Consider the following 24,534-nt stretch of genomic DNA (forward strand, 5'->3'; position numbering starts at 1 on the left):
ACAATAATAACATGCAATTTCAGGGTAGATGTCCAGTCTTTGTCTACTCTTTGTTTACCTTTTGTCCACTGTTTGTCTACTTTTATTAACCAGCAATCCATGACTACCAACAGGCCATATACTGGCAAAAGCGTACAAGGCTTCTTTGAGCGCGATATAGTATCCGGCTTTACTATATCCAGAATCCGCAATCAACAGTTCTACGGCAATGGGTCGCTTAATGTAATAGTCTCTCAGTATGTTTCGCCGAGCATCATCTTCGATGCACTCGATTGTCTTTTCGCATACTTCTACGTACGTTTCATCATCCAAACGGTTGGTGATCTTTATCTCCATAACGTTGCCGATTGATGATGATCTTGGCATACCGTCAAGTGATGGCGACTGGATAGAAGCCTTGACCCGTGACCTTTGTTTTCGTCTACGATAGTCTTCTAGCACATTGTCAGCTTCTGCTACAGACGCTTCATAATCCCACGGGCTCACAGCACTAGCTGTTGTCTTTCTCACTTGCGCACTGCTCCTTTCCCAATTAGCCCAGAACCACACGCCCACCAAGGCTATGAACAGCATGACGGCAATCAACGATCATGCCACCAGTTGTAAATTAACCAGATAGCAAACGCGGTGAGGCCGATAATTGTAGTGATGGCCTCCCACCAGAGCTTGATTCCAAGATAATCATGCAGGCTCATTTCGTTCTCCCCCTATATGAAAAAGTGCAACACGAACATCATTAGCCAAACGTACAGTGTCGTGAGCATGGCGATTATTAGGTCTTCCCAAGTCATTCGACTGTCGTCAGAGAAGTCTTTTCTCTTCGTGATTAGGTAGTTGAAGAATACTAGAAGACCCCATGTACTTATTAACTTCAGCTTTGGTACTCCGAAAGCGCTGGCCACAAACGTGTTCCAGCCATACATCGAGACCACCGCATCAAGAAGCCCCAGAGGCACAGTGACAAACAGCGCGCCCAGAATGTGAATTTCATGCCGTTTCTCTATCATTTTCCCGTCCTCAGTCTCCGACCACACATCGGGCAGTAGTTGATTGATATTGTTTCATCGACTTCTGCATTGTCGTATCCCACTGCCATAATGGTGTGAATAGCCCCACCCGGTGTCGGCTTTGGCGGTATGCCGTTCCAACTGTCGCCGCCAGTCATACCAATGCGAAGAAAGTTGTCAGACTCACCGCCCCAACCAAACTCATCGTCTGTCGGAATTACCCTGTGTGGTTCGTGGCAGTACGGACACGTCCTATGTGTCTCCGTCTCACCATCTGAGGCGGCGGCGTAACGACAGATAAGAACATCTGGGTTGGGACAATCCGAACTACATGCCGCTAGGTCTAACACCTCGTCAAACACTTCTTGCTTAGTTTCTGTCATAGTCCTCTCCATTCGTGCAGTTTCTTGAGCTCGTCATAGCTTATCGGTTCATCTTGCGGTGTAGCAGATGCGCCACCCATCGCTTCCACGATGCGGTCACGGTCGGCTTCGGTGATTTGCGTGAAGTCTCCATCGCGGAATCGCGATTGAACGTCCATCGCCATCTGACAGTCAGAAGTAATCACCATGATGTGGTCGGTGTTTACGTAGTCGCCGTTATCCAGCTTAATCAGCATTGCCAGTCACCTCCACCAGCTTCTTGAACTCGTTAAACGTGTCACGCCCATAGTCGTTGTGGTAGTGCTCTCCACACAGCTTGCGAGCCTCTTTAAGCGTCCCGGCGGTTCCAACAATCCAGTCGTTGTCAAAACAGGTTTCGCAGACTTCCTGGATCTCATCTACCTGGTTCGGGTCGTCATCATCGACCTCCGTCCAGTAATCTCCGCCTATATGGCCATCGACCAGGTACCATCGCTTACTCATCTCGCACCTCTCCATCGTCAGTCACCTCGACAGTGGTTCGTGCAGAATCTGCACAGACCACTTTCTGGCAGTCTCCCAGTCCGTAGTGCTCGATCTCGGCGAGGGTGAACTTCTGTGCTAGGTCTTGGTCATAAGTAGCATTCACTTTGCCGTCAGAATTGACGAAGAACCACAGTCCCTCTTGTGCGTCAACATGTGGAACCTGGACGTTCCACCGCTTCGGCTTCTCGACCACCCAGCCGTTGACGTAGGCGCGCATGAGACGATCTTCCGCTTTGCGGTCATCGTCATACTTGTCATGAGAGTTGACGAACCCGACAATTAACTCGGCGGGGTCATCATCAAACTTCGCCTGCTCCAGCATCTCCGCTTCCTCTGCGCTCACCACAACCTTCTCCGGCGCTTCGACTAGCTCGACGACGTGGCCACCTTCCCGTTTGGCGATGGTCTTGGCAAGTTCCTCGTCTTCTTGATATGATCCGAACACAGCGCGAATGGCGTCATCGTCTCCATCACCATCTAGCCAGATACCTCTCACCGATAGAAACTCTTGATTATCATTTTCAATCGCCCAAATGCTCATCGCTCGTCCTCCTCAACCTTGACCAGCTTCGCGTGATAATCGTCGCCATCGTCCAGCTCGTAGATCACCTTGCCCCAGTCGTCGCTCATCGCGTAGGCCACGCGCTCGGCTTCACTTGTGCCGCGAATCGCCTGGTTCAGCGGATAGTGGCGTAGCTTAATCACATCGCCGTCAGCATAGTGTGACTTCGCGTTCCACTTGGCAGCGCCTTGTGCCGCAGCCTCCAGCGCCGCTTCCTTGCTGTCGAACACGCCGATAACGTACTCGGTGTAGTCTGAATACTCTCCTGACGTGTGAACCGGAATATAGATCATCTTCCCTGTCATATCGCGTCCCCCCTAGAACGGCAGGTCATCATCACTGATGGCCGCTGCTGCGCCTGCGAACGGGTTGGCCGCTGCCGTGGCGGTTGCCGCCCACCCCGTCGATTGTGCTGGTGCTGTGGTAGCCGCTACCGGTTGGGCTGACGGCGCCGCTGATGGCTGCGATGCGGGTGCTGCCTGCTGGTTCTTGCTCTCAAGCAGCGCGAAGTTGTCGACCACGACCTCGGTCACATAGACCTTCTGGCCTTGGTTGTTGTCGTAGTTGCGCGTCTGGATGCGGCCCTCGATTCCGATCAGTGAGCCCTTGCGCGTGAAGTTGCTCAAGTTCTCCGCGCTCTTGCGCCAGATCACGCAGTTGATGAAGTCGGCCTCGCGCTCGCCGTTGGCGTTCTTGAAGCTGCGGTCAACCGCAAGCGTGAATGAGCCAACCGCGGTGCCGCTCTGCGTGTACTTTAGTTCGATGTCGCGGGTCAGGCGACCCGTAAGTGAAACGTTGTTGATCATGCTTGTTCCTCCTTGTTTAGCTCGTAGACTTCCACTCGTGGGTTCACCTTATCGATGTAGAACCGGTCGGTGTACCCCGCGCCGACACGATCCCAGTTGTCGTTGTCCAGGAACCCGGCCGCCATCATGCCGTCGAACACAAACTTGTGCTGGAAGGCGATGTTATCTGGATCTGTGCGGTGGTCGTACCAGTACCAATCGAAGGCTAGCGGGTGTCCCCACTCGAACGTGATGCCATCAAGCATGGCACGCTGCACGAACATCTCGACGGTCGCAGTCGCCTGCTTCTTGATTTTGGCGCCGCCGAACCGGCTGCCGCGCTCCGACTGGATGTACTGGTTCAGGGTCATCAGCGGCAGCGGGATTACAATCTTGTCTGTCACGGCTCAATCGACCCCCACTCTTTGAATCCCGTCTTCGTATCGACCCAGTGGCCTTTCTCGACCGTGTAGCCAGGCACGAGGTTGTGGCTGATCGTGTACAGACTGCAATCGTCTCGCTCTGCCATGGCCTCGACTGCGGAGTAGTAGTACCGGAAGTGATCACCCTTGATGAACCGTACGCCGTACGGCACCGGGTAGTTGATGCCAGTCGCCTTCTCCACCTTCGACAAAAACTCCTGGCTGACGTGCTCGCGCAGTCGCACCTGCTTGCGGTTCACGCCGCGCTCGTAGTAGTCTCGCAGCTTCGGTGTGAATTGCTTGATACGTTCCTCCGCCAATCGGTGCGTCTCAAGGTTCGCCTCGCTGACCGTGCGCTTCTTGCGCGGCTTGGTGCTCTTCCTCACCCTGGCCAGCGAGTGTCCTGGCATGAAGTGGTCATCGGCCCGCGGGTCGCTTTGATACATGGCGACGTCTTCAGGATCTAGCCCCAATGCCCGAACTGACACGCATATCTTGCCGTGCAGTTGTGCCATCTGCTGCCGCGTGACACCGCCAAGTACCGTGCCGATGAACGAGTTGCCGCTCGGATATACCTTCTCGACCCGCAGCTTGAGCTCCTGCGTATCAACCGCCGTGTCTTTGCGATATTCGCGACTAATCGAGCTCTCTAAAAAGCTCCGATGCTGCGGCGGTACCTTCACCACCAGTCCTGGTTTGAGATCCATTGCTGAAATCATGTAGCTTTCCTCCGTGTTGTTTTGCGAATTCCGCGCCGGCGCTGGTGACGCGCATCATGCGCGGCTTGTTCGGGATCTTCTCGATTAGACCGAGTTCACCCATCCGGTCGAGATGTTGTGCCGTGGTTGAAGTCGAACTCCAGCCCATGTACTCGCCGATCTCGCGAATCGTCGGCGCCTGCCAAGAGGCGTGCTGCCAGCACATATAGGCGATGATGTCCGCGTAGCGCTTGCTGCGGTTCTCACTATGCCGTCCCATTCTTCGCCCCCTCCAGCTGCTTCAACGCCGCCAGACGTGCCTGAATCTCTTCCTGCTGGTCGTCCGTGGTCTGCACGTCAGGAGCTTGGTAGTCAGGCTTTGCCCAGTCTGGTGTCGTCTCCTGGCGTGCTTGCTTGCCGTAGCGTTGCGGACGCGGGGCGTTGGCCTTGGCCGTCTGCTCGTGGTCCTTAGCCTCAGCCTCAGCCTGCTCGACAGTCTTGATTCCTTGCTCGCGGTACTGCGTCAGCACACGGTCGAGGTACTTGTCAGCCGCCTTGGCTTTCACGGCGCGGCGGGCGGCGTAGTCGATCACCCACATCACCAGCTCATCGCCAAACTCATCGACCCAGTTGGCAAGGTCCTGCTGAGCAACCGCGTTGGGGAACCCCCAGATCTCTTGCCAGCGGTTGAACGCCGATTTTTCGTGCACGCGTCCGTCAGACAGACTGTCTTTGGTTTTATTTTCTTTAGTTTTATTTAGTTTAGTTTTATTGCCATCGGTTTCGGTTGGCATTGCCATAGCTTTGCTATCCTCGCTCGGTGGCATTGCCATGGCATTGCTATCCGGTTTGGTTGGCATTGCCATAGCTTTGCTATCCCACCTCTTTGCAGCACCTTTTTTGCCAGCTTCGGAGCGCTTCGTTCGTTTTCCGTCCATGTGCGCCATGCGGTCGTTTAGACTCTCGGAGTAGAAACACTCACCGTCATCGGTGAAGGCAAATAACCCGAAAGACTCAACCACATTTCTTACTTTCTCAGCGTCGGCATGTAGATCAAACCCGATTGCGTTGTAGTCCTTTTTAGCCGTATAACTTGGCTCCTCTCGAAGCCGCTCAATGATGCAGAAGTAAATCCCGTAGCCCTCCATGCCGTACTTCATTCGGAGGTTGATAATCTTGTCGTCGTTTCTGGCGTTGCTGTCATGTGAGAAGTACGAGCTTGCCATTACACCGCCCCCAATCCATCGAACCGGTTGAAGTCGGCTTTCGTGTTTAGCTTGAGACTGATAAGCGCGGCCTCGTCGAGTTTTACCGGTTTAATGTGGTAATGGTCGATGAACGCGTCAATCCCCAGATCATGCCGGATGGTGTGGTGAACCCGGCACAGCGGGAAGAACTTGTATCTGCGATTGTCAATCTCGTTACGGTTACGTCCGCTCCCAATAGGTGGCTCATGGTCAATATCCGCGTGCTTTCCACAGATAACGCACATTCGGTGTTTCAAACATTGCATCATCAGCGGGTAGTCGCTTGGGATAGAATCCAGGTGCTTTGTCTGCCATGGAATACCACGTTCAAACCCGAAGTTAATCACGTAGGTCAGGAACTCGGTTGCCTTGCTCATGCTGCAATCTGAAAGCGAGAAGTAGTCGCTCCCAGTTTCCGCCATGTAGTAGGCCTTGACCCACGCTTCCATCTCAAGCGGGTTGTACCCGGTGAAGTCTGCGTAGTCGTTGAGCAGCGCCCACACTTTCCGCCGCTGCTCCGGGCTGATGCTCCGGCCGTCCTCAACGTCAATCGACACAGACGGCCGCCTTCCTGCCGCAAGCTGGGCAACCCGCAGCGTATCGACGTCCCGGCCGCCGGTTAGGCTTACTGTGATGGTCGCACCGCTGATTGCGGTAATCTCGCCGTCAAGCCGCACATTGCTCACCCCTCTTGCTTACTTGCCAGCTTAGCCTTTGACTGATTGATAGCCCGCAAGAGAAGACCGTATTGATCAGCCGTAAGTTTATCCACCGGAACAACTTCTTCTGACTGAATCCCAACAATCTGTGCGCGGCGCTCAAGCCCGAGAAGTACCTGCTCGTATGTGAACCTTTCCGTTCCACTCGCAATCTCGTCTACCATCGTCCGCGCGGCGTTTGCCTGGGTCTCATCAACAATGTTGCGCGCGTCGGCTGCGGCGTTAGCCGTAGCACTCTCGTCCGCTTCTTGGCTCGGGAAGTCTTCACCGGCGTAGATGTACAAGCCGATGCCGTGAAGCGCCAGGGCTTTGACGAACGCGCGCTGACGCGTCTTGTTAATCTGCATCATGTCAGGGCGAAGCACCGCAGCATTCTTGAAGTCCATCACGGGCAGTGATTCGGTTTCACTGATTCCGTTGATGGTAACCGTGCATTCGACCAGCGCTCCTTGAGGGGTAATCAGATATGGTACCTTGCGTCCGGTAAGCTCTCCATTAGGCCCAACCTCGTCGAACATCGTGTACTCGCGTGTCGCAGCCGGATCAGCCTTTTTCATCTCCGACCAGCCCCACACCCACGACAGGTAGGAAAGCTTGGCGCTTTTGGTCTCGACCTTCTGGATGTGGTCAGAAACGTTGAGGTGGCTCAGCATCTCGAACTGGCTTGGCTTCGTGCGTTCCTCTGCCGACCTAAGGACCTTCTTAGCAACATCAAGTTTTTCGGTTTTGTCATTCATCAGCTCATCCTCAATACGATTCCGCGGGGCTTGAATTCTGCCCCGACAACTTTGTGCCCTGCCGCCAAAGCGCGGCGAATCTTGTCTTTGTCAGGCCGCAGCTCGGTCTTGAACATATCAGCCTGCAAGTGGTCTCCATCAATGTTGATACCGAGCTGGCCACCGGCGTTTTGAATGTGCAGGTAGGTGTCGTCAGTTTCGATGGTCTTCAAGTCGTAGGCCCGCATTCGCTCCTTGACGATGGTGAACATCTTGTCCGCTAGGGCCTCATTCTTTGCAGCGCGGCCCGCCCACTCCTTGATTTTGTTTCGCTGGCCAAGCGCTAACGCTTTGGCATTTTCGCCGATGTGTGCGTAGGCTACCAGTTTGTCTTGAAGCGAACCGTCAATCAGTGAATCGACGCTGTCCTGGTAGGCCTGCTCGTCGATGTCCCCGGCCTGGAATTTTGCCGTTAGATCGGCAATTTTAGCCTCGATGTTGTATAATGTGTCCATGAATGTTTTCCTTTCCAGTCATCGGTTGCCTCCGGTGGCTATTTTTCGTCCCACGAGATCCACTGGCCGCCGCTGATTGGGTCTAGCGTGAAACCGAGCGACGACAGTTCGATAATCTCCTGCGGGCTGACGTCCTTCACAGTCACGCTGGACTGGCCTCTTAATGCTGCGCCGTGGATGGCCGCCATCACGGTGTCGGCGTGCTGCTTAGCGCGAGCGTCGCGGGTGTAGGACTGAACCTGTTCGATTGTGGTGTCAAATAGTGTCATGGTCTCACCTCCTTTCGTGTGAGATAATTCACCTCGGAAAGGAGGTGATTGATATGGAAACGTCAGATTGGGTCCAGACCATCACTAGCGTTGTTGCAGTGATCATTGCCTTAGGGTCTCTGTGGTGGTCGGTAAAGATTCAACACGATGCGAACCGTCCGTATGTTATTGCCAAACTAGAGCCAATCCGTATTCATGGGTACACATTTGTCTACCTAGTTATCGAAAACTATGGCAACACCGGCGCAGACATTCGTGGGTTCAAAGCATCAAAAAACGTGGTGGCGTATGACGAAGCGCCATACAACAACAATCCTTTTGAGAACGTCCATCAGATGCTCATCGCTCCGGGACAAACGATGAAGGCGGGCGTTGCTGTGAATACTCACAATCCGAACAGGAACAGTAAGATTTCGGAGTTTGATTTGTCGTTCGAGTGGAGAGCTGTGGGCGGTAATAAGTGGAGTAAATCAACTTTTCATTTAGATTTGGAAGCCGCTCTCGATATGCAAGTGTTGTATGCTGCTCCTGATACAACGGGACGCGATGTTGCGAAAGAGGTAAGCAAGCTAACCAAGATAGTTGCGGAAGTGTTCAGAGAGTCAACCATCAACCACCTTTAATTTGGCAAACTCATCCAAGTTAATGTTTTCTAGAAGCATCTTCGCCAGTTGGAGATCGTTCGTGTGTCCCAAAATGACTCGAACGATTTCTTTTTGCGTCTCGCGGATTTCAGCTGGTTCCATGATCGAATTTTGTGTCGCGTACAATCGGCTCACCTCCCCTCAAAATTGTGCGTCGTAGTCGTGGTCAATCTTCTCCCCGACCGGGTCAGGTTCCGGCTTCGGTTCTGGCGGGCCTTGACGAAGAATCACGCTGGCATCGAACGGATAGTCAGATACAATGCGATAGCTAACTTGGTCTTTCCGCTTCGGTTTTACGTGCCGGATTGGTTCTCCAACAGCCACTGCGAATGGCGCAAGTAGTTCGTTGGCCTTCGTGTTCGACCTATCGAAGTACGTCACGCTGACCCGCGCGCCTTTCCGCATCGCTTCCACGACGGCACGCTCCAGTGATGTGATTTCCATCAGTCCGCCTCCTCTTCCGTGTTGTCCACCGCGTGCAGGTCGCCGGTGATGTCCAGCAACCAGTGCGGCATTGGCTTGTCTTCCAGGAACTCGGCGATGGCGCATAGGGCCGCCAGAACGGCGCCTAGGATGGCGCCGAATTGCAAGTAGATCATGATTGTGCCTCCTTTGCGATGCTGCGGAACTCCGTCCGCATGAACTCCGAGAACGCCAGCGGCTCGAACCGCCAGCCGATGCGCCCGCCGTAGTTGAAGGCGAAACCGTCGAGTTCACGCTGGAACCTTGGCTTGTCGAGAACGTGTGTGGATAGCCACGTCTGCGTCAGGCCGTAGCGGTCGAGCACGTCGGCAGCCGACCACCAGCGGCGGTAATCAGGCTCGTGCTGGAGACGTTCAGCCACGGCCTTGTCGACCGCTTGCTGAATCAGTTCTGGCGGAACTGAGATTGTGATTGGTGGCATGGATCAGGCCTCCTTTCGTTTGAACCTCGCTTGGCGGATAATGTGTCCGGGAAGGAGGTGTGAAAATGAACATTGATGAATTCGATAAAGTTGCCGTCACTATCATGAAGGCTGTGTATTCCCACCCTCAGTCAGAGCCGGGCTTCACTCAGGTCGAAAAAATTTTTACGGCAGTCAAGCCAACGCCATACGAAGTGGTCTGGGGCTATCTAAAAACTCTAGATGCCGACGGTTGGCTCAAACTTGACGGCGATTGGAGCGATGGCAAAGGCTTTTCTGACGACCTGGTCACCGCATCGCCAACTACAAAAGGCCGTACCTTTGCCGGACGTCACGAGCGATTACAGCGAGCTTTCGTTGTAAAACATTTTGTGGCGCCATTCATTACAGGCGTCGTAACTGCCGTCGTGGCATATCTACTTTCCAGATAAGAAGTAAATCGCAATGCCATACGCGACTCCCGTAAGAACAGACAGCGCGATTGGTAGTACCCACTCGTGATTGATGTTGAAGTTGTCCGCCGCCTCTGTCAGGCGACCTTTTAGCTTGCGTAAGTGTCTCATCATTCTAGTAGTACCGGATAAGTGTTGCGTAGAGTTCCGCGATGGCTGCCACCATTGCGGGCTCTTTTTTTAGCTCTGGGTCGCGCAGTGTTTCGACGATATAGTTCGCGACTTCCTGGTTGACGTCGACCTCTTTTGTTTTTGACATGGCTAGACCTCCTGAAGCTTCCCGATTCTGAGGGCCTCTGCTTTGATTGCCACGACGCCCTTGTCGAAGTACAGCCAATTCGGGGTTTCCTTTGGGCCGTGTTGCGACTTGTCAGCCGCCCAGCGGCCGTACTCGTTTTGGCCCGGCTGTTCTGCCTTAAGCCCCAGTGCATTGCTGATGCGCCCGACCATCGCTCCAGATGAGATGCCTAACTTCCTGGCGACTTCCCCGGCGGTGTACTCAGCCTGTTTCATGACCGGGATCAGGCACTCACCGGTGATGATTTCAGCGGCGCGGGACAGCATCTGTTCGCGTGCTGACTCGGACGTAGTTTTGTTGGCGATTCGATACAACGCGTTAGCCTGGGCCGTCTTGGCGCGGCTGATTGCCAGCTCAGCTTGGAGCACTGGGTCAAGCTTCTTGGCCGGCACCTTCTTGAGCGTGGTTTCCATCGCGTTGAAGGCGTCGATGTACTGGAGCTTGAAGCTATCGGCCTTCTTACCAGTGAACCCGAACGCGATGAAAGTGAAACCGTCGCGGTTCATGTAGTAGAGCTTCTGGTCACGGTTCCGGCCGTCCTTGTATGTGCCCTCGGCGAACATCTTCTTGTAATCGGCGGAATTTTCCGCCGATTGAATCTTGGTCTCAATGGCCTCCAGTACATCCTTGTGCTGCTTGCCGAATGTCTCGGCTACTTGCAGGCTGGTGGTGACCGCCCGCTTGTCGTGCATGATGACTAAGTCGTTCATTGCTAATTCTCCTTTCTAAAGTCGTCCATGCTGACCCCTAGCACGTCAGCAATTCGTGCAACGGTGGCATACGTTGGGTCAGTACTCGACCCATCCTTTAACCGGTACAACGATCCACGTCCCAGGCCAGTCACCTTCCAAAGCTGGTAGAAGCTGAAGCCTCTCGCTGCCATTAATGAACGCAGTTTTTCGTTATCGAACATCCTTTCTCCCCCTACATATATGGTTCACCATTGAGCAATACCCACATGAGGTATATAATTAGCGTATCGGGTTTCCTTCAGTTCTTTCCGGGGCGTGAGTGGCAAACCTGAAATACTAACTTTTGGAGTGAGCTAAATGTCAGAACCAATTAAGCCAGGAACCGACAATCAATCTGCGGGTTCCTATCACGAAGTGGGCCCCCGTGGTGGCAATGTTTCTGGTGGTCGCGTGGTTCATATCGACCATGGCGACCGCCTTCCGCCAACCCAAAAACCGGGGAACGGGTGGAGCAAAGGAACTAGGTAAGTCTACCGGCCGTCTTTGGACGGCTTTTTGATTACCATCTTGCGATCAGAAAAGATGAAGCATTTGCCAAACAGGTTTAACTGTATCCACGCTTCAGCAATCAGTTCGCCGCGATCGTTTACATACTTGGTTAAGTAGTGGTGCATCTCGATGCCCCCCCCCTTTCGTGCATGATGACTAAGTCGTTCATTGTTAGGCCTCCCGCTTGGTGTTAGTTTCCGGTTTAACCGGAGCGTCGGGTAAAAAAATAAGATCTTCATAGCCGACACCCGTAACCTGCTTAATTCGTTCCAGAACCTTGATGTCTGGATAGGTCTTGCCTCGTTCGTAGTTGCGCACCGTGGTGTCGGTGACGCCGATACGTTTAGCAAACTCGGACTGGGTCAGCCCAACATTAACTCGTGCGGCTTTCAGTGTGATGCTCATTGGCTCACCTCCTTTCTCAACACAAACAATCATAATCCGGTTAGACCGGAAATGCAAGAAGTTTTTCGACTTAACCGGAAATATTTTCTGCTTTTCCTTGTATTTTTCCGGTACTGGTATATAGTTACCTATAAAGAGGTGTCCAATATGTCAGACTTAGGAAATAAAGCAATCTTCGGCAAGAACCTAACCGAAATGATGAATCAGAGGAAAATGTCGGTGACTGACTTGGCTTCTGCCCTTGGCTTCAGCACCTCAACCGTGTGGGACTGGGCGAACGGAAAGACCTACCCACGTATTGATAAGATTGAAATGATGGCCAATTATTTTGGCGTTAAGAAGTCAGCACTGGTTGAGCACCACGATAACGGTGTTCCTCTACCAATCCACACCTACCCATACATCCCCGCCGCCATCTCTGCTGGTACGCCAACCGAGGTTGAAGCCATCACCCCAGACCAGCTGGAACAGGTCGCCATTCCAGACGCGGTCATGGGCAAGTGGGCCGGTCACACCGACGTCACGCTCATGCGAGCCAATGGCGATAGCATGAACCGCGTGATTCCGAACGGATCGCTGATCGGCGTACGCGGCGTTGACGACCCGGCAGACCTCAAGGACGGTGACATCGTGGTCTTCGACTGTGATGGTGAGTATGCCGTCAAGCGGTTCTTCAATGACCGCACGGGCCGCGCGTACATCTTCCAGCCCGACTCAAGTAAGCCTGGGTTCGCACCGATTGTTCGCCGGTACGACGATCCAGACCTCACAAACATCGTCGGCAAGGTCGTCCTCTACGTGGTCGAACTCGCCTAGCCCACTCCAGCGGCAGGCCCGTGCAAGCCGGGCCGTGTGGCTTACGTCCAGCCCGGATCGACGTAAAAAGCTGTGGAGTTAGGGGAACATAGTATGAAAGTAACAAAGCTGATTGTGGGTATTCTTCAGATTGTCTTGTCCTTGTTTATTCTGCTTCAGTCTTGTGCAGTTGGGCTTGGCCACGCCGTCGAAAACAAGACGTCAGATGCTGGCGGCTCAGCGGGCGTATTCGTCGCCATTCTGTTTTTGGCCGCCGGCATCACCTACATCGCTACACGCAAAATGGTGAAGCTTGGCGGTGACATTGCTGGTCTCGTTCTGATGGCAATCGCATGGATTTTCGGCATCTCAAACGCTGCCGACTACTCTGATCTCGCTATCTGGGGCTGGCTGTCCTTGATCATCGGTGTTGGCTTCTTCGTCTGGCACCTACTGGCAAACCGAAAGGCAGCAAAGGCTGAGTAGCTGCTAGAAGCCTTCTCTAGCGGCGGACGTGTGCGAGCCACGTCGAAGGCTTATGTCCAGCCCGGATTGACGTTAGGCAAAATAAAAAGCCCTCGGTGAGGGCGGGAGGAAATGCATGATAGAGTATGAAACTATTTGCCCAGAGTGCCTGACTCAAAGCCGAAACTCCAGCAGCGGGCGCATCCAGATTTCCCTAATGATGGGGAGTATAACGGATGCCGACTTTGTTGAGGCTAAGTGTCAAAACGGCCACACGATAAACATTTTCCCGCGTGAAGGTAAGTACAACTTCATCTTAGCTCACGCCTTTAGAGCTTTTCAGTCCAACCAGTTCTACGAAGCCGCTGCATCGGGCTATGCGGCACTTGAAGACTTCATGAAAGTGTATATTCAGGCAAGCACTTGGGTAGCAATGAATCAGCCTGAAGATGTGAAGAAGCTCTACGAGGATGTTAGCTCGAACAAACTGCTGATGGGCAACTCTACGCGAATCATTGGAGCCTATGCCTATCTCTATCAGACGAATACTGGCACCGTTATTACCCCGAGTGAGTTTGAAAAGATGTCGCACATCAGAGACGACATAATTCACGCCGTCAAACTACCGAAGAGGAATGATGTTGAAAAGCTGCTAGTGTCAATCTACAAGCACCTCGCGATTGCGTCGATCAGGTGGACTCATTCACCCAAAAAGGGTAACCCGCTGCTACAACAATGGATTCCCGACTACAAAATGCAGCTAGCAATTGCATCATTGAAAACATCCGGTATGGCTTCCAAAGATGTACAGGGGAGCATCAACCAACTTAGTCAGTCGACCACTCTCTTCTTACCCGAGACGCTCTTTTTCGACAACGTCGATGCGCGTAATTCCGAGATTGAAGCCATTTCTACTGGATATAAGGACGCTACTGTCATTGCCAAAATGATTCCAGACCTACAAGCATATGCTTAGAACCCTCTCGAGTTCATCAAAACTAATTTCTTCACCGACTTCAAGCCCTCCATCCAGCGGAAGGAGATCAGAACCTGTTGAAATTGTCTCAATAAGCGCTTCGCGTGGCAGTTTGCTCAGATAATCGAGCAGCTGGCCAACATTACGGATTTTTTCGTTCATGATGATTCACCTTTCCTAGAATTAGTTGAAATTATATCACCATCATAACACAAAAACGCCGTCCACTCACCCGGCAAGATGACTGTGGACGGCAAGCAAACAACACTATCAGTGCGCTCTTTGCGTACTCCAGTATAGCACATGGAGGAAATCATGGCATCAATCGAAAAACGTGGTAAGACGTACGGCTACCGCATTCGCTACAAGACCGTGGACGGCGTGTGGCGTGAAAAGTCTAAGGGCGGGTTCCGCACGAAGAAACTGGCAGAAGCAGCTGCGGCGGAAGTCGAGCACGACAAGCGCTCTGGTGCTGACCTGTCCGATGTGACGCTGCTTGCCTACTATGATCGGTGGCTTGCCACCTTCAAGGCTGGTAAGCACTCACAAATTACCGAGGCCAGGTACGCTACTATCCGCAAAGCACTGGCGGAGTATTTCGGCAGCGACCAGCCGCTTAAAGAGATAACGCGCACGGCGTGGCAGACCTTCATCAACACCTATGCCGCAGGGACCGTCGTGCCGCGCAACGCCAAGCAACCTAAGCCACGGTCGCGTGATACCGTGTCCAAGCTGAACGGCTACATCAAGGCTATGTGTGATGATGCTATCGCTGACCGTATTCTGACTGCGAACTTTGCAGCCCGGGTGGTCAACCCTGGCGCCGCCGCCAAAGCAAGTGACTTGAAGTTCCTTGAGCTTGACGAGTTCTCCGCTCTGCTCGCCTACTGCCGCGAGCACGCCAAGCTGTCGAGTATGTACTTGTATTGCATTGCTGCTGCCATTCTCACCGGGTGTCGAGCCTCCGAGCTGATTGCGCTCCAGTGGGCCGACGTAGATCTAGACGCTCGCATCATCCACGTCACGAAGTCATGGGATTACGTGTACGGCACGGGATTCAAGCCCACTAAGACCCCTTCTGGCGTGCGAGACATCGACATACCGGGTGAGCTGGCGGTGATGCTCCAGAAGCTCCACGGCGAGCAGGCAGCGGCCAACCTGCGTACCGGCTACCGCGACGAGCTAGACATGGTCTTCCGCAACAATCGCCACCAAGTGCCGAGCGACTACGCGCTGAACCACGGACTCAAGCGTGTGGAGGACAAGCTCGGCTTCCCGTCGCCTGTCACCTTCCACGGGCTCCGGCACACCCACGTGAGCTACCTGCTCGCCAAGGGCGTTGACATCGCCTATATCTCCAGACGGCTCGGTCACTCGGATATCACGATCACGCTTCGGGTGTACCAGCATTTGTTGAAGGCCCACGAGCAGGAACAAGCACAAGCGGCGGTAAAAGCACTGTCTGCGCTGTGAGTTTGTGGGAATTTTGTGGGAGAATAGGTCAGAAAAGCCGGTACAGCGGCACCATTTAATCCTGTACTCTCCTTCTAAGCACGTCACGCTTAACTGCATCGCGTAAAAGGTCGAGAAATCGGCCTTTTTGTTTTGCCCGGGCAGCTTGGTTGGCTATGTTTAATGCTTTCTTGTTGCCAAGAATGTTGCCAGGCAATCTGGCCGCCTGCCACCCACGCGGCGTGGCCACAAAACAAAAACGTTTGACGCTGTACCCATTATGCCCCAACGGGTACGGCGTTTCAGTCTGGCAACGAAGCAATTCACGATTACGGTTAGGGTCACTTTTGGTTCCAGCATCGAGGCCGACCATCAAAAAGCCGCCGCAACCCAAGCGTTGCGGCGGCCACGCCGAAGCCACCGGACGCGGTGAATCCGGTGGCCTTGGCCTGATTCGGTTACGATGCTGGCTTCGTCTTACCAAAGTGGCTCACCATCGCTCTCGCCGGGGCCGCAGCTACCTCGCGTTGCGAGTAGGTCCCAGCTTGGTGCGAGCGGTGGGTTGGTGAAATCCTTTACCCTGGTATCTCCTCCTAAGTTGAAGGAGTTGCACTAAAACTCTTGAGTTTGAAAGCCGCGTGGCGCTACACTGCGGCTTGGCATGGGTGGGGTACTAGAGGCGCTTGCGCTCCGGATCGTTCCCCTATGCGGCAGAGGTGCCAGCGCTGCGGCCGCAGCGCCATCCCCGCACGTGACTGATCATTCGAGTGTAGCTTAACACCGGACCAATTAGCCGTCAAGCAATTTGACTCGCCGCTTTGAAGACACAGCAGGCACAGCGATGGGCCACGCAAAAAGGCCGCCGCGGCGGCCTTTTTTCGGCAATTAGTGCTCACCGGCCTCGGCCGGCAGCAGAATGGTTTGGCGCTGGCCGTCGTCGTAGGCCATCACGGTTTTGGGTAGCCGGGTCTGGTAGTCGAACGGCAGGTCAACGGCGATCTGGGTGTCGTCGCCTTCCTGGGAGAAGGCGACGGTCAGCTTGCCCTTGGTGTTCAGCAGGTCAAAGCGCAGCAGGTGGCCCAGCGGCACGACGCCGCTGAGGTTTTGATCGATGATCAGCCAGATGCTGTCGATGATCTCGCCTGGTACCTGCGAGATCACGCCAAACGTGGCAAAGCGACTGTGTTCAGGTGAAAACATGTGGGGACCCCCTTCATTCGGCCTGTTCGGTCAGTGCGGTGATGTCTTGAAACTCGGCCTGGACCAGCTTGGCCAGGTCCTTGGGCGCGACGCCCACGGAGCGGCCGATTTTGCCGGCCGACACCAGAATTTCGCTTTCCTCAAGCGCTTCGGTGCCGATGAAAATCGGGTAGCGGTACCGGGCGTGGATGCCGATCGGCGTGTTGGCACCGTGCTCGTAGCCGGTCGTTTGAACCAGATCGCGCAGCGGCACCATGCCGACCTTCTTGTTGCCGGACACGGCCGCGAGCTTCTTGTAGTCGATGTGGCGATCCAGCGGCACCACCCCCACCACCGGGCCGGTTTTGTTACCGGTCAGGACCAGGGTCTTGTAGATGCGGTGCTCGGGAACGCCGATGTGATCGACCGACAGCTGCGCCACGTCGCCTTGCTCATGGGTGGGAAACTCGTACGGCACGTAGGCGACCTTCGCCTTGTCCAGCATTTTCTCCACCAGCGTCTTATCGTCTCGCTTCTTCTTGCTCATGTCTGCCTCCCCTTCTATCATCGCACTTGGCCGCGGCCACTGCAATGTTTGGCCCTGACGCAAAAACCGGCAGGGCCAAACCCCGCCGGTTGAACTTATTTGCCTTGGTAGGTGGTCAGGGTGAACATGTCGTAGTCCTTGATCTTGTCGCGGCCGTGCAGGTCGGACAGCTCGACCAAAAACGCGGTGCCGACCACCACGCCGCCGAGCTTTTCAACCAGCTCGATGGTCGCGGCGATCGTGCCGCCGGTGGCCAGCAGGTCGTCGCAGACCAAAACGCGCTGGCCCGGGCGAATCGCGTCTTGGTGCAGGTACAAGGTGGCCTGGCCGTACTCCAGGTCGTAGCTGGCGCTGACGGTCGGCCGCGGCAGCTTGCCCTTCTTCCGCGCCGGGGCGAAGCCGACGCCCAGCTTGTAGGCGACCGGGCAGCCGACGATGAAGCCACGCGCCTCGGGCCCGACGATCATCTCGACGTTCTTGTCCTTGGCGTAGGCGACGATTTCGTCGGTGGCGGCGGCGTAGGCCTCGCCATCGGCCATCAAAGGCGAGATGTCGCGGAACACGATGCCGGGCTCCGGAAAGTCCGGAACGCTTGCGATGTAGTCTTTAAAATTGATTGCCATGTTGTTGCTCCATTCCTAATGATTCGTCAATCGTGCTTCAAGCTCGCGCCGGTCTGCGGTTTGCAACTCATGCGCCAGCGCCAAAAAAGTGGCCCGAGCCTGGTAGGCCGCGGCGTCTTGCAGCGGCTTTTTGGCCGGATGCTCGGCCAGGTCGATAAACGCACCCTTTATTGTAACAAACCCGAGTTCAAAAAACACCTGCACCGCCAAGATTGCCTGGCCGACCGCGACGTGAACCGCCTTGGCCAAGGCCGGCAGGTGGTGCTTGTCAAACTGCGGGTGAGCGGCCAGGTAGCGCAGCACGGCGGCACACTCGCTGCGCGTCGGCAAGGCGACCAGCTCCGCCGGTGCGGCGTAAAACATCACCCGCACCGGCAGGCTCAGCTTGGCCAGCGCGGCGTCCAGCTGGGCCGCGTCACTGGGCAGATCCACCAGCACCGCGTCGGCGGTGCCTGCGGCCAGGTCCTGGGCCAGCACGGTCGGGCCGCCGAACTGAAACTGGCGGGTGAATTTGGCCTGCCGCTTGGCGTCAAAAAACACGTAGGTCAAGGCCGGCCGAAACTGGGCGGCGCTGATGTCTGGTCCCCGCCAGTCGATGACGGCCGGCGCCTGCAGCTGCCAGTCGCACAGCCGCAGTTGCAGGCTGGTGTTGCCCTGCCAAGTGTTGGCGTCCAGCCGCACCGCCAGCTTCACCTGCGTCGCCTGGCTCAAGGCCTGCGCCTGATCGCCGTAACCGAAGGCCACCACGGCGGCGCCGTCGGCCACGAAGCGCAGATGCGCGTTGGTCTGACCCATGGTTTTGATCCGGTCGATCAGGTCCGGGCGCAAGGAGAAGGTCGGCTCCGGGTTGCCGTTGCCAAACGGCGCGAGCTGGCGCATGGCCCGGTAGTGGTCAAGCGTCAGGTCGGCCGTGGTCAGCCGCGCGGCGATGGCAAGCGGCGGCTTGGGCTGATCCTTCAAGCTGGTCGCCGCCGCCTGTTCCATCGCGGCCTGGAGCTTGGGCAGGTTGGCCACCGGCACCGTCAACCCGCAGGCCATGCCATGGCCACCAAAGGCGGTCATGGCGGCGCGTTCGGCGTTCAGCGCGTTGAACAGGTGGAAGGCTGGCACCGAGCGGCCGGAGCCCTTGGCGCTTTGACCATCCGCCGCGATATTCAAGACCAAGGTCGGCTTGCCGGTCGCCTCGACCACCTTGCTGGCGACGATGCCAAGCACCCCTTCGTGCCAGCCGGCGTGGGCCAGAATCAGGGTGCGACGGCCTTGGTTTTCCGGCGTCTGCGCCATTTCCAGGGCGACCTTGCTGATGTCTTGCACCAGCGCCTGACGCTTGGCGTTCAGGTCGTTGATGTTTTGGGCCAGCGCCTGGGCCTCCGCGTCGTCGAAGGTGGTCAAAAGCGTGACCCCGGGATTGGCGTCACCGAGCCGCCCCAGCGCGTTCAGGCGTGGCCCGATGCCAAAGCCGATGCTGGTTTCGTCCACCGTCGCCGGGTCGATTTTGGCCGCGGCGAGCAGCGCGGCGATGCCGACCCGCGGCTGGGTGCGAATCATGGCCAGGCCCATCTGCACGATGATGCGGTTCTCGTCGGTCAGGTCGACTAGATCGGCCACCGTACCCATCGCCGCCAGGTCAATGCTTTCAACCGGGGCGGCGCCGAGCAGCGCCGAGGCGACCTTAAAGGCCACCCCGGCCCCGCTCAGGCCGCCGAAGGGGTAGTGACCCTCTGGGTGGCGCGGATGCACCACCGCCACCGCCTGGGGTAAAACGGCCGGCAGCTCGTGGTGGTCGGTCACCACCACGTCCATCCCGGCGGCCTGGGCGGCATCGATCACCGCCGCCCCGCCAACCCCGTTGTCGACGGTGATCACCAGCTGGGTGCCGGCGCTTTGCAGGTAGCGGTACACCGCGGCGTTGGGGCCGTAACCGTCGGTGAAGCGGTCCGGAATGAACACCGTGGGTTCGGCCCCCATGCTCTGCAGCGTCTCCAGCATGATGCTGGAGGCGGTCAGCCCGTCGACGTCGTAGTCCCCGTAAATGGTGATTTTCTCCTGATTCTCGATAGCCTGCTGAATCCGCGCGACCGCCTTGTCCATGTCGTGAAGCAGGAAGGGATCGTGCAGCCGCGCCATGTCCGGGTTGATGAACGCCTCGTAGGCCTCCGGGGTCGTGATCTTGCGTTGTATCAACAGCCGCGCCAAAAACGGCGGCACCTTCAGGTTGGTCGCCACCTCCGTTATCGCGTCGCTTTCTGGTTGTGCCTCAAGTTGCCAATCGTACCGTGGGCTCACATGCATCGTCCTTTCTAACCGAACTAGTATAACAAAAAACGGCGCGGATATCCGCTGAAGGTGTTACAATAATGTTGTAAGATTTTTCAGCCCTACTCCAATCAGCGACTGATGCAGATAGGAGAGATTGACATGGCAGCAACTGCTGAAGCATTAAAGATTGCCGAAGACGCAATCAACAACCAAGGGTTCGTCACCGAAAAGGAGCTTGCAGACCTGAAGGACCGCGATTACGCGCGTGATCTGGCCGCAACGCTCACCAAGTCCCGGGAAAAGAAGCAGGAGGAAGGCTACATCTACGCCGAGCCCTTCGACTTCGCCGGCGGTGACATTGAAAACATCGTGTGGAACATGGACGTCATCAAGACCCGCGACGCCGCCAAGCAAAAGCTGGCCGACGACATGGGCCTGACGATGCCAACCGCCACCCTGTCAGACGTCGACAAAGTCGAGTTCTGACCTCAGTCAACCGGACCCGGGCCGCTGCCCGGGTCTTTTTTTACCCAATCGGCGCTTCCCGCCAGAAAGCAGGTTCCCATGACCCCAGACACATTCTTCGCCCAGGCCAAGCAGGCCGGGGCCATCACCCCAGACGCAACGCTTGATTCCGCCTACCAGTTCGGCGCCGACCCCCAAACCGCCACCGCGCTGGCAACGCTGGTGCTCAGCGGTCAAAAAACGGCGACCACCAGCGGCTTTGCGCTGTATCGGCTGAACCACGAGCCGCTGCCGGCAACCGGGGAGCTCGACATCATCCTGGACGGCGCCGGTGAGCCGGTCGCGCTGACCGTGACCACCGCCGTCACGGTCCAAGCCTACGCCCAAGTCGGGGCCGCTCACGCCGCGGCGGAAGGCGAAGGCGACGGCAGTCTGGCTTACTGGCGCCGGGTTCACGATGCCTTTTTCACCGCCGAGTACCAGGCGGCCGGCCTGTCCTTCGATCCGGCCACCGCACTAGTGGTGCTCGAGCACTTTCGCGTCATCTACCGCGGCTGAACCAGCCGCAACGCCAAAGCGGTCGCCCCACGCTCCTATGCCAAGAGCGTGAGACGACCGCTTTTTGTGTTGCGCCACCTGGGTGCCGGCCGGCGGTAGGACCCGCTTTTGCCTAGGCGCGGCTTGACTCATCCCGTAGCAGCGCCACCACCAGCGCGTCCGGAATCACCCGGGCCGAATCGCCAATCTGCTCGCCGCGGTCCAGCCGCTTGGCCAGCGCCAGCTTGTGCTGATGAACCACGGTGTCGGCGAAGGTTCGCGCCCAGCGCCCGTTGGCCCGCTCAGCCGGCGGTAGCTGCAAGTAGCGCTGCGACGCGACGGCCTTGAGCAGCTCGCAATTGACCTGCCACTGTTGGCCGACGACGGCGACCACGATGTCGCCGATCTCATCTGGGGTGTAGTCGGCGAATTCGATGGTCAAGGGAATCCGCGACCGCAGCCCCGGGTTCGCATCGAGAAAATGCGCCATCTCCTTGGTGTAACCGGCGAAGATCGCGACGAACTGGTCGCGCTGGTTCTCAAGCGCCGTGATGAACGTCTCCACCACCTGCTTACCGAAGTCGTTGCCAGACTGGCCCTCAAGCGTCAGCTGGTAGGCCTCATCGACGAACAGGACCCCGCCGAGGGCGTCGCGAATCACCTTTTGCGTCTTGGCCTCGGACTGACCGATGTAGCCGGCGACCAGGTCCGGACGCGAGACTTCCACCACCGTGGCGCGTGGCAGGATGCCAAGGTTGTAAAACAGCTTGGCGATCAGCCGCGCCACGGTCGTCTTCCCGGTCCCGGGATTACCGGCAAAAACCATGTGGTAAGTCGGCTTGGCCGCGTCCCCGAGGGTGTCGGCCAAAGCCGCATTGACCTTGACCTGCTGGACCAGATCGTGAACGAAGGCCTTGACCTCAGTCAGGCCGATCATGCCGTCCAGCTGGGCCAACAGCTGCTCGGTGCTGTCGGCCTTGTCGCCGTCGTCGCCGCCGGTCAGCTCGCCGATATCCGCGTCGGTGATCGCATCGAACACATCCGGGTGGTTCTTCGCGGCGATGCGAATCAGCTCCTCGTTTTGGTTGCGGACCCACCGCGCGTTGTCGTGGCTGACGTCGGCCTGGTAGGCCCTGACAATCGCCTTTTCGTACAGGTCTTGGTTCAACTGGAACCCCTTGCTTTGCAGCTCCTGAGTCCCAATCTGGGCGATCTCGGCCGGTGCGTAGTCCTCGAAGTTGAAGGTGTTGGGGGCCCGGCTGGCCAGGCCAGGGTTCATGCTCAGAAAATCATTCATCTCCTTGGTGTAGCCGGCGAAGATGATCATTAAGTCGTCGCGGTGATCCTCCATGTACTTGAGAATCGTGTCGACCGCCTCTTGCCCCCAGTTGGTGCCGCCTTCTTGGTACAGGCTGTAGGCCTCATCGACGAACAAGACCCCCCCTCGGGCCTCCTCGAGCTTCTGTTGGGTGTTCAGGGCCGTCCCCCCGACGACGTTGGCGACGAGGTCCTTGCGGCTGACCTCGACGTAGTGATCGGTCGGCAGCACCCCCTCCTCGTACATCGCCCGGCCGACCAGCCGGGCCACCGTCGTCTTGCCGGTGCCGGGGTTCCCCAGAAAAAGCGAGTGCAGCGACTGGGACACCGATTCAAACCCCTGTTCCTCACGCCGTTTGGAAAACTGCGCGAGGTTCACGAATTGGGCGACCTCGGCCTTCACCTGTTCAAGCCCAATCATCGCGTTGAGCACATCGATGGCGCGAGGGGCGTCGTCGGTGGCCGCGGCCTGGCCGGAGGCCGTGTCCTGGTCGCCTTGCGCTGAGTCGGCGGCCCGGTCATCCCCGTTCGCATCGGCAGTCTGGTCCGCTCCGCCTTCGTCGCCGGCTTGGGCCGCCTCCCCGCCTTCTGCCTGCATCTGGCCCCACTCGGCGCCGGGGACGCTGGCCTCAGCCGTCGCGTCGGGATAGACGATGATCCGGTGGTCGTCATCAACGTTGGTGGCCTGAACCGTCAACGCGCTGTCCGTGACGTCGATGTTGGCGACGCCTTCCTCGATGTTTAGATCCTCGATGGTGGCCGCGCTCCCGCTCAAGAACCTCAGTGTCCAGCGATCTGAGGCAGCCGGAATCAAGTAGAGACTCGAGGCCTGAAGCTCGGCGTGGTTCTGAAGGTAACTGAACCCGCTGAGTTGTGTCTCGGCGATTTCAATCTGTGATTGTATAATCGCGACACCGTGAACGTCGCACTGGGTCAGTGTGACATGCGAAGCTTCCTCAACATAGATACCAAATTCCTCATCCTCAGCGTGTTCGATTTCACACGCCGTCAGGCTGAACGTCGCACCAGTGCCGTGCAGTGTTGGGTAATTATACCGAAGCCCAATCACAACGCAACGTGACAGCGTAACCGCACCCATGGCGGCAAAAATTGCGCCGGCCTCCTCACCGAAGCTTTCGAGCTGCAAGTTTTCAAGCGTCAGCTGCCCGTTTTGCTGCACGACCATCTGGGCCCGGATGATCACCTCCCCCGGCGCCTCGCCCAGCCCTTTGACCGTCAAGGAACGCGAGCCAATGTCGTAGCCGTTCGCCAGGTTGTACTCCCCGGGCTCCACGCAGACCACATCCCCTGCCTGGGCCGTGTTGAAGGCCTCCTCCAGCGATTTTTTGCCAAAACCGCGGCCGACCGTGATTGCTCTTCTCATCGTGTCCCCTCCTAATTATTGAGCTTCTTGGCGACAATCAGCATGTAGATGAGCCCGATCGGCCCGATCACGATGCTGAGCGGAAACTTGATCAAGAAAAAGACAAAGTACAGCCCAAACCGCAGCAGCTCCGAGCTAGTGTCGGCGGCCGGCTCCCCTTGGCCGTGGCCGAAGAAGGCGTCGGTCACGACGAAGCGATTGGCGTGCATCGCCCGACCGATTTCCTGCAGCACAGTGGTCGCAAACGGGTACAGCAAGACGGTGAGGACGGTGAACCACACCGGCACCCGGACGTACCACAGCCAGACGGCCCCCAGAATTGCATACACGTAGCGCGTGACCCAAAACAAGACCGGCTGCATAGTAAACAACCGCACCAAGACGTTGTCGGACTTGGTCGCCGGCCTGATTGCGCCGCTCTTGGGCGCAATGCCTTTTTTTCTGGCGTCGGCCGCTTCGAAGGCCTTCAAGATGGCCTGCGTGTCGGCGTTGCGCTTGGCCTCTCGTCGTTCGGCCTCCGCCGCCTGTTCGACCGCCTGCGCGGTCACCGTCGCGGCCATCGCCTCGCGGTTCTTGACCGCGGCCGCGGTGGCGGCATCGACCCCGAACTTGGGGTGTGAGCCGCGCTTTGGCGGCTGATCTGCGGCGGCTTGCTTGGTGGCTGACAGCGGCGCGGCATCCACGCCAAACTTTGGTTTACTCGACATAAGCGTTCCTCCCGTTGTGAAAAATGGCGTAAAAAA

General features: G+C 56.8%; 39 protein-coding genes. 9 read left to right on the forward strand and 30 right to left on the reverse strand.

The features are described from left to right. Positions 1-54 precede the first annotated feature (54 nt). The 14 genes from NUH19_RS10055 to NUH19_RS10120 form a co-directional block, all read right to left on the reverse strand. The gene (locus NUH19_RS10055; RefSeq protein ID WP_262316423.1) at positions 55-585 is read right to left on the reverse strand and encodes an ArpU family phage packaging/lysis transcriptional regulator; all 531 of its coding nucleotides are present in this window, start codon (positions 583-585) and stop codon (positions 55-57) included. Positions 586-1,386: 801 nt separating this feature from the next. Then, a complete protein-coding gene (locus NUH19_RS10060; RefSeq protein WP_262316424.1) occupies positions 1,387-1,626 on the reverse strand; it encodes a hypothetical protein in 240 nt (79 codons plus the stop codon). Then, positions 1,616-1,873, reverse strand: coding sequence for a penta-EF hand family protein (locus NUH19_RS10065; protein ID WP_262316425.1), 258 nt, complete (start codon positions 1,871-1,873; stop codon positions 1,616-1,618). The genes NUH19_RS10060 and NUH19_RS10065 overlap by 11 nt, the downstream gene beginning before the upstream one ends. Next, a complete protein-coding gene (locus NUH19_RS10070; RefSeq protein WP_262316426.1) occupies positions 1,866-2,456 on the reverse strand; it encodes a DUF1642 domain-containing protein in 591 nt (196 codons plus the stop codon). The genes NUH19_RS10065 and NUH19_RS10070 overlap by 8 nt, the downstream gene beginning before the upstream one ends. Continuing rightward, positions 2,453-2,782 (reverse strand): hypothetical protein, encoded by a 330-nt coding sequence (locus NUH19_RS10075; RefSeq protein WP_262316427.1) that lies wholly within the window; start codon positions 2,780-2,782, stop codon positions 2,453-2,455. Before NUH19_RS10075 ends, NUH19_RS10070 begins: the two co-directional genes overlap by 4 nt. A gap of 12 nt (positions 2,783-2,794) precedes the next feature. Continuing rightward, positions 2,795-3,283 (reverse strand): single-stranded DNA-binding protein, encoded by a 489-nt coding sequence (gene ssb / locus NUH19_RS10080; RefSeq protein ID WP_262316428.1) that lies wholly within the window; start codon positions 3,281-3,283, stop codon positions 2,795-2,797. After that, positions 3,280-3,633 carry a RusA family crossover junction endodeoxyribonuclease gene (locus tag NUH19_RS10085; protein WP_262316488.1) on the reverse strand — a complete coding sequence of 118 codons (354 nt, stop codon included), beginning with the start codon at positions 3,631-3,633 and terminating at the stop codon, positions 3,280-3,282. Before NUH19_RS10085 ends, ssb begins: the two co-directional genes overlap by 4 nt. Before the next feature lie 29 nt (positions 3,634-3,662). After that, positions 3,663-4,403 carry a hypothetical protein gene (locus tag NUH19_RS10090; protein ID WP_262316429.1) on the reverse strand — a complete coding sequence of 247 codons (741 nt, stop codon included), beginning with the start codon at positions 4,401-4,403 and terminating at the stop codon, positions 3,663-3,665. Beyond that, positions 4,321-4,662, reverse strand: a complete 342-nt coding sequence (locus NUH19_RS10095; RefSeq protein ID WP_262316430.1) for a LexA family protein — start codon at positions 4,660-4,662, stop codon at positions 4,321-4,323. The genes NUH19_RS10090 and NUH19_RS10095 overlap by 83 nt, the downstream gene beginning before the upstream one ends. After that, positions 4,649-5,608, reverse strand: a complete 960-nt coding sequence (locus tag NUH19_RS10100; RefSeq protein ID WP_262316431.1) for a Lin1244/Lin1753 domain-containing protein — start codon at positions 5,606-5,608, stop codon at positions 4,649-4,651. Before NUH19_RS10100 ends, NUH19_RS10095 begins: the two co-directional genes overlap by 14 nt. After that, entirely contained in the window at positions 5,608-6,306 is a 699-nt protein-coding gene (locus NUH19_RS10105; RefSeq protein ID WP_262316432.1) for a putative HNHc nuclease, read from the reverse strand. Before NUH19_RS10105 ends, NUH19_RS10100 begins: the two co-directional genes overlap by 1 nt. A gap of 5 nt (positions 6,307-6,311) precedes the next feature. Beyond that, a complete protein-coding gene (locus NUH19_RS10110; RefSeq protein WP_262316433.1) occupies positions 6,312-7,085 on the reverse strand; it encodes a DUF1071 domain-containing protein in 774 nt (257 codons plus the stop codon). Further along, positions 7,085-7,579, reverse strand: a complete 495-nt coding sequence (locus tag NUH19_RS10115) for a siphovirus Gp157 family protein (RefSeq protein WP_262316434.1) — start codon at positions 7,577-7,579, stop codon at positions 7,085-7,087. The genes NUH19_RS10110 and NUH19_RS10115 overlap by 1 nt, the downstream gene beginning before the upstream one ends. Before the next feature lie 38 nt (positions 7,580-7,617). After that, positions 7,618-7,848, reverse strand: a complete 231-nt coding sequence (locus tag NUH19_RS10120) for a hypothetical protein (RefSeq protein ID WP_262316435.1) — start codon at positions 7,846-7,848, stop codon at positions 7,618-7,620. Between the two features lie 53 nt (positions 7,849-7,901). On the opposite strand from NUH19_RS10120, the gene NUH19_RS10125 reads away from it, so the two are divergent. Continuing rightward, a complete protein-coding gene (locus NUH19_RS10125) occupies positions 7,902-8,471 on the forward strand; it encodes a hypothetical protein (protein ID WP_262316436.1) in 570 nt (189 codons plus the stop codon). Here NUH19_RS10125 and NUH19_RS10130 read toward each other — a convergent pair. From NUH19_RS10130 to NUH19_RS10145, 4 genes are read right to left on the reverse strand one after another with little or no spacing between them, the layout of a single operon-like run. Continuing rightward, positions 8,451-8,618, reverse strand: a complete 168-nt coding sequence (locus NUH19_RS10130) for a hypothetical protein (RefSeq protein ID WP_262316437.1) — start codon at positions 8,616-8,618, stop codon at positions 8,451-8,453. The genes NUH19_RS10125 and NUH19_RS10130 overlap by 21 nt on opposite strands. A 15-nt stretch (positions 8,619-8,633) precedes the next feature. Next, positions 8,634-8,936: a hypothetical protein gene (locus NUH19_RS10135; RefSeq protein WP_262316438.1), complete on the reverse strand. Its 303-nt coding sequence runs from the start codon at positions 8,934-8,936 to the stop codon at positions 8,634-8,636. Then, positions 8,936-9,091 (reverse strand): hypothetical protein, encoded by a 156-nt coding sequence (locus NUH19_RS10140; RefSeq protein ID WP_262316439.1) that lies wholly within the window; start codon positions 9,089-9,091, stop codon positions 8,936-8,938. Before NUH19_RS10140 ends, NUH19_RS10135 begins: the two co-directional genes overlap by 1 nt. Next, positions 9,088-9,396 carry a DUF771 domain-containing protein gene (locus NUH19_RS10145; protein ID WP_262316440.1) on the reverse strand — a complete coding sequence of 103 codons (309 nt, stop codon included), beginning with the start codon at positions 9,394-9,396 and terminating at the stop codon, positions 9,088-9,090. Before NUH19_RS10145 ends, NUH19_RS10140 begins: the two co-directional genes overlap by 4 nt. Before the next feature lie 65 nt (positions 9,397-9,461). Here NUH19_RS10145 and NUH19_RS10150 point away from each other — a divergent pair, with 65 nt between their 5' ends. Next, positions 9,462-9,827, forward strand: coding sequence for a hypothetical protein (locus NUH19_RS10150; protein WP_262316441.1), 366 nt, complete (start codon positions 9,462-9,464; stop codon positions 9,825-9,827). A gap of 136 nt (positions 9,828-9,963) precedes the next feature. Here the strand turns inward: NUH19_RS10150 and NUH19_RS10155 are convergent, their stop codons facing one another. The 3 genes from NUH19_RS10155 to NUH19_RS13205 are packed head-to-tail and all read right to left on the reverse strand — an operon-like array spanning position 9,964 to position 11,059. After that, positions 9,964-10,107 carry a hypothetical protein gene (locus NUH19_RS10155; protein ID WP_225047445.1) on the reverse strand — a complete coding sequence of 48 codons (144 nt, stop codon included), beginning with the start codon at positions 10,105-10,107 and terminating at the stop codon, positions 9,964-9,966. 2 nt (positions 10,108-10,109) lie between these two features. Further along, complete coding sequence (locus NUH19_RS10160; RefSeq protein WP_262316442.1) at positions 10,110-10,856, reverse strand: Rha family transcriptional regulator; 747 nt, start codon at positions 10,854-10,856, stop codon at positions 10,110-10,112. A 2-nt stretch (positions 10,857-10,858) separates the two neighbouring features. Then, the gene (locus tag NUH19_RS13205; protein ID WP_420844686.1) at positions 10,859-11,059 is read right to left on the reverse strand and encodes a helix-turn-helix domain-containing protein; all 201 of its coding nucleotides are present in this window, start codon (positions 11,057-11,059) and stop codon (positions 10,859-10,861) included. Between the two features lie 136 nt (positions 11,060-11,195). Between NUH19_RS13205 and NUH19_RS10165 the strand changes: the two genes are divergently transcribed. Beyond that, the gene (locus NUH19_RS10165) at positions 11,196-11,366 is read left to right on the forward strand and encodes a YjzC family protein (protein ID WP_262316443.1); all 171 of its coding nucleotides are present in this window, start codon (positions 11,196-11,198) and stop codon (positions 11,364-11,366) included. Between the two features lie 192 nt (positions 11,367-11,558). Here NUH19_RS10165 and NUH19_RS10170 read toward each other — a convergent pair whose 3' ends face one another. Then, a complete protein-coding gene (locus NUH19_RS10170; protein ID WP_262316444.1) occupies positions 11,559-11,792 on the reverse strand; it encodes a helix-turn-helix transcriptional regulator in 234 nt (77 codons plus the stop codon). A gap of 147 nt (positions 11,793-11,939) precedes the next feature. On the opposite strand from NUH19_RS10170, the gene NUH19_RS10175 reads away from it, so the two are divergent. The 3 genes from NUH19_RS10175 to NUH19_RS10185 all read left to right on the forward strand — a co-directional run bounded on the left by NUH19_RS10175 (position 11,940) and on the right by NUH19_RS10185 (position 14,028). After that, complete coding sequence (locus tag NUH19_RS10175) at positions 11,940-12,608, forward strand: LexA family protein (RefSeq protein ID WP_262316445.1); 669 nt, start codon at positions 11,940-11,942, stop codon at positions 12,606-12,608. 93 nt (positions 12,609-12,701) lie between these two features. Then, the gene (locus tag NUH19_RS10180) at positions 12,702-13,073 is read left to right on the forward strand and encodes a hypothetical protein (protein WP_262316446.1); all 372 of its coding nucleotides are present in this window, start codon (positions 12,702-12,704) and stop codon (positions 13,071-13,073) included. A gap of 115 nt (positions 13,074-13,188) precedes the next feature. Further along, positions 13,189-14,028 (forward strand): hypothetical protein, encoded by an 840-nt coding sequence (locus NUH19_RS10185; RefSeq protein WP_262316447.1) that lies wholly within the window; start codon positions 13,189-13,191, stop codon positions 14,026-14,028. On the opposite strand, the gene NUH19_RS10190 is transcribed toward NUH19_RS10185, so the two are convergent. Further along, the gene (locus NUH19_RS10190) at positions 14,011-14,190 is read right to left on the reverse strand and encodes a hypothetical protein (protein WP_262316448.1); all 180 of its coding nucleotides are present in this window, start codon (positions 14,188-14,190) and stop codon (positions 14,011-14,013) included. The genes NUH19_RS10185 and NUH19_RS10190 overlap by 18 nt on opposite strands. A gap of 153 nt (positions 14,191-14,343) precedes the next feature. On the opposite strand from NUH19_RS10190, the gene NUH19_RS10195 reads away from it, so the two are divergent. Continuing rightward, on the forward strand, positions 14,344-15,501 hold the full coding sequence (locus tag NUH19_RS10195; RefSeq protein WP_262316449.1) for a tyrosine-type recombinase/integrase: 1,158 nt from the start codon (positions 14,344-14,346) through the stop codon (positions 15,499-15,501). A 55-nt stretch (positions 15,502-15,556) separates the two neighbouring features. Here the strand turns inward: NUH19_RS10195 and NUH19_RS10200 are convergent, their stop codons facing one another. The 5 genes from NUH19_RS10200 to recJ form a co-directional block, all read right to left on the reverse strand. Continuing rightward, positions 15,557-15,853: a hypothetical protein gene (locus NUH19_RS10200; protein ID WP_262316450.1), complete on the reverse strand. Its 297-nt coding sequence runs from the start codon at positions 15,851-15,853 to the stop codon at positions 15,557-15,559. 512 nt (positions 15,854-16,365) lie between these two features. After that, positions 16,366-16,680, reverse strand: a complete 315-nt coding sequence (locus NUH19_RS10205) for a DUF960 domain-containing protein (RefSeq protein WP_262316451.1) — start codon at positions 16,678-16,680, stop codon at positions 16,366-16,368. A gap of 13 nt (positions 16,681-16,693) precedes the next feature. Beyond that, complete coding sequence (gene ybaK, locus NUH19_RS10210) at positions 16,694-17,206, reverse strand: Cys-tRNA(Pro) deacylase (RefSeq protein WP_262316452.1); 513 nt, start codon at positions 17,204-17,206, stop codon at positions 16,694-16,696. A 95-nt stretch (positions 17,207-17,301) separates the two neighbouring features. Then, positions 17,302-17,829, reverse strand: a complete 528-nt coding sequence (locus NUH19_RS10215) for an adenine phosphoribosyltransferase (protein ID WP_262316453.1) — start codon at positions 17,827-17,829, stop codon at positions 17,302-17,304. A 15-nt stretch (positions 17,830-17,844) separates the two neighbouring features. Beyond that, entirely contained in the window at positions 17,845-20,115 is a 2,271-nt protein-coding gene (recJ, locus tag NUH19_RS10220; protein ID WP_262316454.1) for a single-stranded-DNA-specific exonuclease RecJ, read from the reverse strand. 132 nt (positions 20,116-20,247) lie between these two features. Here recJ and NUH19_RS10225 point away from each other — a divergent pair, with 132 nt between their 5' ends. Next, complete coding sequence (locus NUH19_RS10225) at positions 20,248-20,574, forward strand: hypothetical protein (protein WP_262316455.1); 327 nt, start codon at positions 20,248-20,250, stop codon at positions 20,572-20,574. Between the two features lie 78 nt (positions 20,575-20,652). Continuing rightward, positions 20,653-21,111 (forward strand): ASCH domain-containing protein, encoded by a 459-nt coding sequence (locus tag NUH19_RS10230; RefSeq protein WP_262316456.1) that lies wholly within the window; start codon positions 20,653-20,655, stop codon positions 21,109-21,111. 112 nt (positions 21,112-21,223) lie between these two features. Here NUH19_RS10230 and NUH19_RS10235 read toward each other — a convergent pair whose 3' ends face one another. Continuing rightward, entirely contained in the window at positions 21,224-23,791 is a 2,568-nt protein-coding gene (locus tag NUH19_RS10235; RefSeq protein ID WP_262316457.1) for an AAA family ATPase, read from the reverse strand. Positions 23,792-23,802: 11 nt separating this feature from the next. Beyond that, positions 23,803-24,498 (reverse strand): hypothetical protein, encoded by a 696-nt coding sequence (locus NUH19_RS10240; protein ID WP_262316458.1) that lies wholly within the window; start codon positions 24,496-24,498, stop codon positions 23,803-23,805. Between the last annotated feature and the right edge of the window lie 36 nt (positions 24,499-24,534).

The organism is Lacticaseibacillus parakribbianus (assembly GCF_025490915.1).
GTDB lineage: Bacteria > Bacillota > Bacilli > Lactobacillales > Lactobacillaceae > Lacticaseibacillus > Lacticaseibacillus parakribbianus.

Bases quoted from the DNA above. Each gene is read 5' to 3' on its own strand.
- NUH19_RS10060 (WP_262316424.1), bottom strand. From the start codon at position 1,626: ATGCTGATTAAGCTGGATAACGGCGACTACGTAAACACCGACCACATC.
- NUH19_RS10065 (WP_262316425.1), bottom strand. From the start codon at position 1,873: ATGAGTAAGCGATGGTACCTGGTCGATGGCCATATAGGCGGAGATTAC.
- NUH19_RS10070 (WP_262316426.1), bottom strand. From the start codon at position 2,456: ATGAGCATTTGGGCGATTGAAAATGATAATCAAGAGTTTCTATCGGTG.
- NUH19_RS10075 (WP_262316427.1), bottom strand. From the start codon at position 2,782: ATGACAGGGAAGATGATCTATATTCCGGTTCACACGTCAGGAGAGTAT.
- ssb (WP_262316428.1), bottom strand. From the start codon at position 3,283: ATGATCAACAACGTTTCACTTACGGGTCGCCTGACCCGCGACATCGAA.
- NUH19_RS10085 (WP_262316488.1), bottom strand. From the start codon at position 3,633: ATGACCCTGAACCAGTACATCCAGTCGGAGCGCGGCAGCCGGTTCGGC.
- NUH19_RS10090 (WP_262316429.1), bottom strand. From the start codon at position 4,403: ATGATTTCAGCAATGGATCTCAAACCAGGACTGGTGGTGAAGGTACCG.
- NUH19_RS10095 (WP_262316430.1), bottom strand. From the start codon at position 4,662: ATGGGACGGCATAGTGAGAACCGCAGCAAGCGCTACGCGGACATCATC.
- NUH19_RS10100 (WP_262316431.1), bottom strand. From the start codon at position 5,608: ATGGCAAGCTCGTACTTCTCACATGACAGCAACGCCAGAAACGACGAC.
- NUH19_RS10110 (WP_262316433.1), bottom strand. From the start codon at position 7,085: ATGAATGACAAAACCGAAAAACTTGATGTTGCTAAGAAGGTCCTTAGG.
- NUH19_RS10115 (WP_262316434.1), bottom strand. From the start codon at position 7,579: ATGGACACATTATACAACATCGAGGCTAAAATTGCCGATCTAACGGCA.
- NUH19_RS10120 (WP_262316435.1), bottom strand. From the start codon at position 7,848: ATGACACTATTTGACACCACAATCGAACAGGTTCAGTCCTACACCCGC.
- NUH19_RS10125 (WP_262316436.1), top strand. From the start codon at position 7,902: ATGGAAACGTCAGATTGGGTCCAGACCATCACTAGCGTTGTTGCAGTG.
- NUH19_RS10135 (WP_262316438.1), bottom strand. From the start codon at position 8,936: ATGGAAATCACATCACTGGAGCGTGCCGTCGTGGAAGCGATGCGGAAA.
- NUH19_RS10140 (WP_262316439.1), bottom strand. From the start codon at position 9,091: ATGATCTACTTGCAATTCGGCGCCATCCTAGGCGCCGTTCTGGCGGCC.
- NUH19_RS10145 (WP_262316440.1), bottom strand. From the start codon at position 9,396: ATGCCACCAATCACAATCTCAGTTCCGCCAGAACTGATTCAGCAAGCG.
- NUH19_RS10150 (WP_262316441.1), top strand. From the start codon at position 9,462: ATGAACATTGATGAATTCGATAAAGTTGCCGTCACTATCATGAAGGCT.
- NUH19_RS10155 (WP_225047445.1), bottom strand. From the start codon at position 10,107: ATGTCAAAAACAAAAGAGGTCGACGTCAACCAGGAAGTCGCGAACTAT.
- NUH19_RS10160 (WP_262316442.1), bottom strand. From the start codon at position 10,856: ATGAACGACTTAGTCATCATGCACGACAAGCGGGCGGTCACCACCAGC.
- NUH19_RS13205 (WP_420844686.1), bottom strand. From the start codon at position 11,059: ATGTTCGATAACGAAAAACTGCGTTCATTAATGGCAGCGAGAGGCTTC.
- NUH19_RS10165 (WP_262316443.1), top strand. From the start codon at position 11,196: ATGTCAGAACCAATTAAGCCAGGAACCGACAATCAATCTGCGGGTTCC.
- NUH19_RS10170 (WP_262316444.1), bottom strand. From the start codon at position 11,792: ATGAGCATCACACTGAAAGCCGCACGAGTTAATGTTGGGCTGACCCAG.
- NUH19_RS10175 (WP_262316445.1), top strand. From the start codon at position 11,940: ATGTCAGACTTAGGAAATAAAGCAATCTTCGGCAAGAACCTAACCGAA.
- NUH19_RS10180 (WP_262316446.1), top strand. From the start codon at position 12,702: ATGAAAGTAACAAAGCTGATTGTGGGTATTCTTCAGATTGTCTTGTCC.
- NUH19_RS10185 (WP_262316447.1), top strand. From the start codon at position 13,189: ATGATAGAGTATGAAACTATTTGCCCAGAGTGCCTGACTCAAAGCCGA.
- NUH19_RS10190 (WP_262316448.1), bottom strand. From the start codon at position 14,190: ATGAACGAAAAAATCCGTAATGTTGGCCAGCTGCTCGATTATCTGAGC.
- NUH19_RS10195 (WP_262316449.1), top strand. From the start codon at position 14,344: ATGGCATCAATCGAAAAACGTGGTAAGACGTACGGCTACCGCATTCGC.
- NUH19_RS10200 (WP_262316450.1), bottom strand. From the start codon at position 15,853: ATGGTCGGCCTCGATGCTGGAACCAAAAGTGACCCTAACCGTAATCGT.
- NUH19_RS10205 (WP_262316451.1), bottom strand. From the start codon at position 16,680: ATGTTTTCACCTGAACACAGTCGCTTTGCCACGTTTGGCGTGATCTCG.
- ybaK (WP_262316452.1), bottom strand. From the start codon at position 17,206: ATGAGCAAGAAGAAGCGAGACGATAAGACGCTGGTGGAGAAAATGCTG.
- NUH19_RS10215 (WP_262316453.1), bottom strand. From the start codon at position 17,829: ATGGCAATCAATTTTAAAGACTACATCGCAAGCGTTCCGGACTTTCCG.
- NUH19_RS10225 (WP_262316455.1), top strand. From the start codon at position 20,248: ATGGCAGCAACTGCTGAAGCATTAAAGATTGCCGAAGACGCAATCAAC.
- NUH19_RS10230 (WP_262316456.1), top strand. From the start codon at position 20,653: ATGACCCCAGACACATTCTTCGCCCAGGCCAAGCAGGCCGGGGCCATC.
- NUH19_RS10235 (WP_262316457.1), bottom strand. From the start codon at position 23,791: ATGAGAAGAGCAATCACGGTCGGCCGCGGTTTTGGCAAAAAATCGCTG.
- NUH19_RS10240 (WP_262316458.1), bottom strand. From the start codon at position 24,498: ATGTCGAGTAAACCAAAGTTTGGCGTGGATGCCGCGCCGCTGTCAGCC.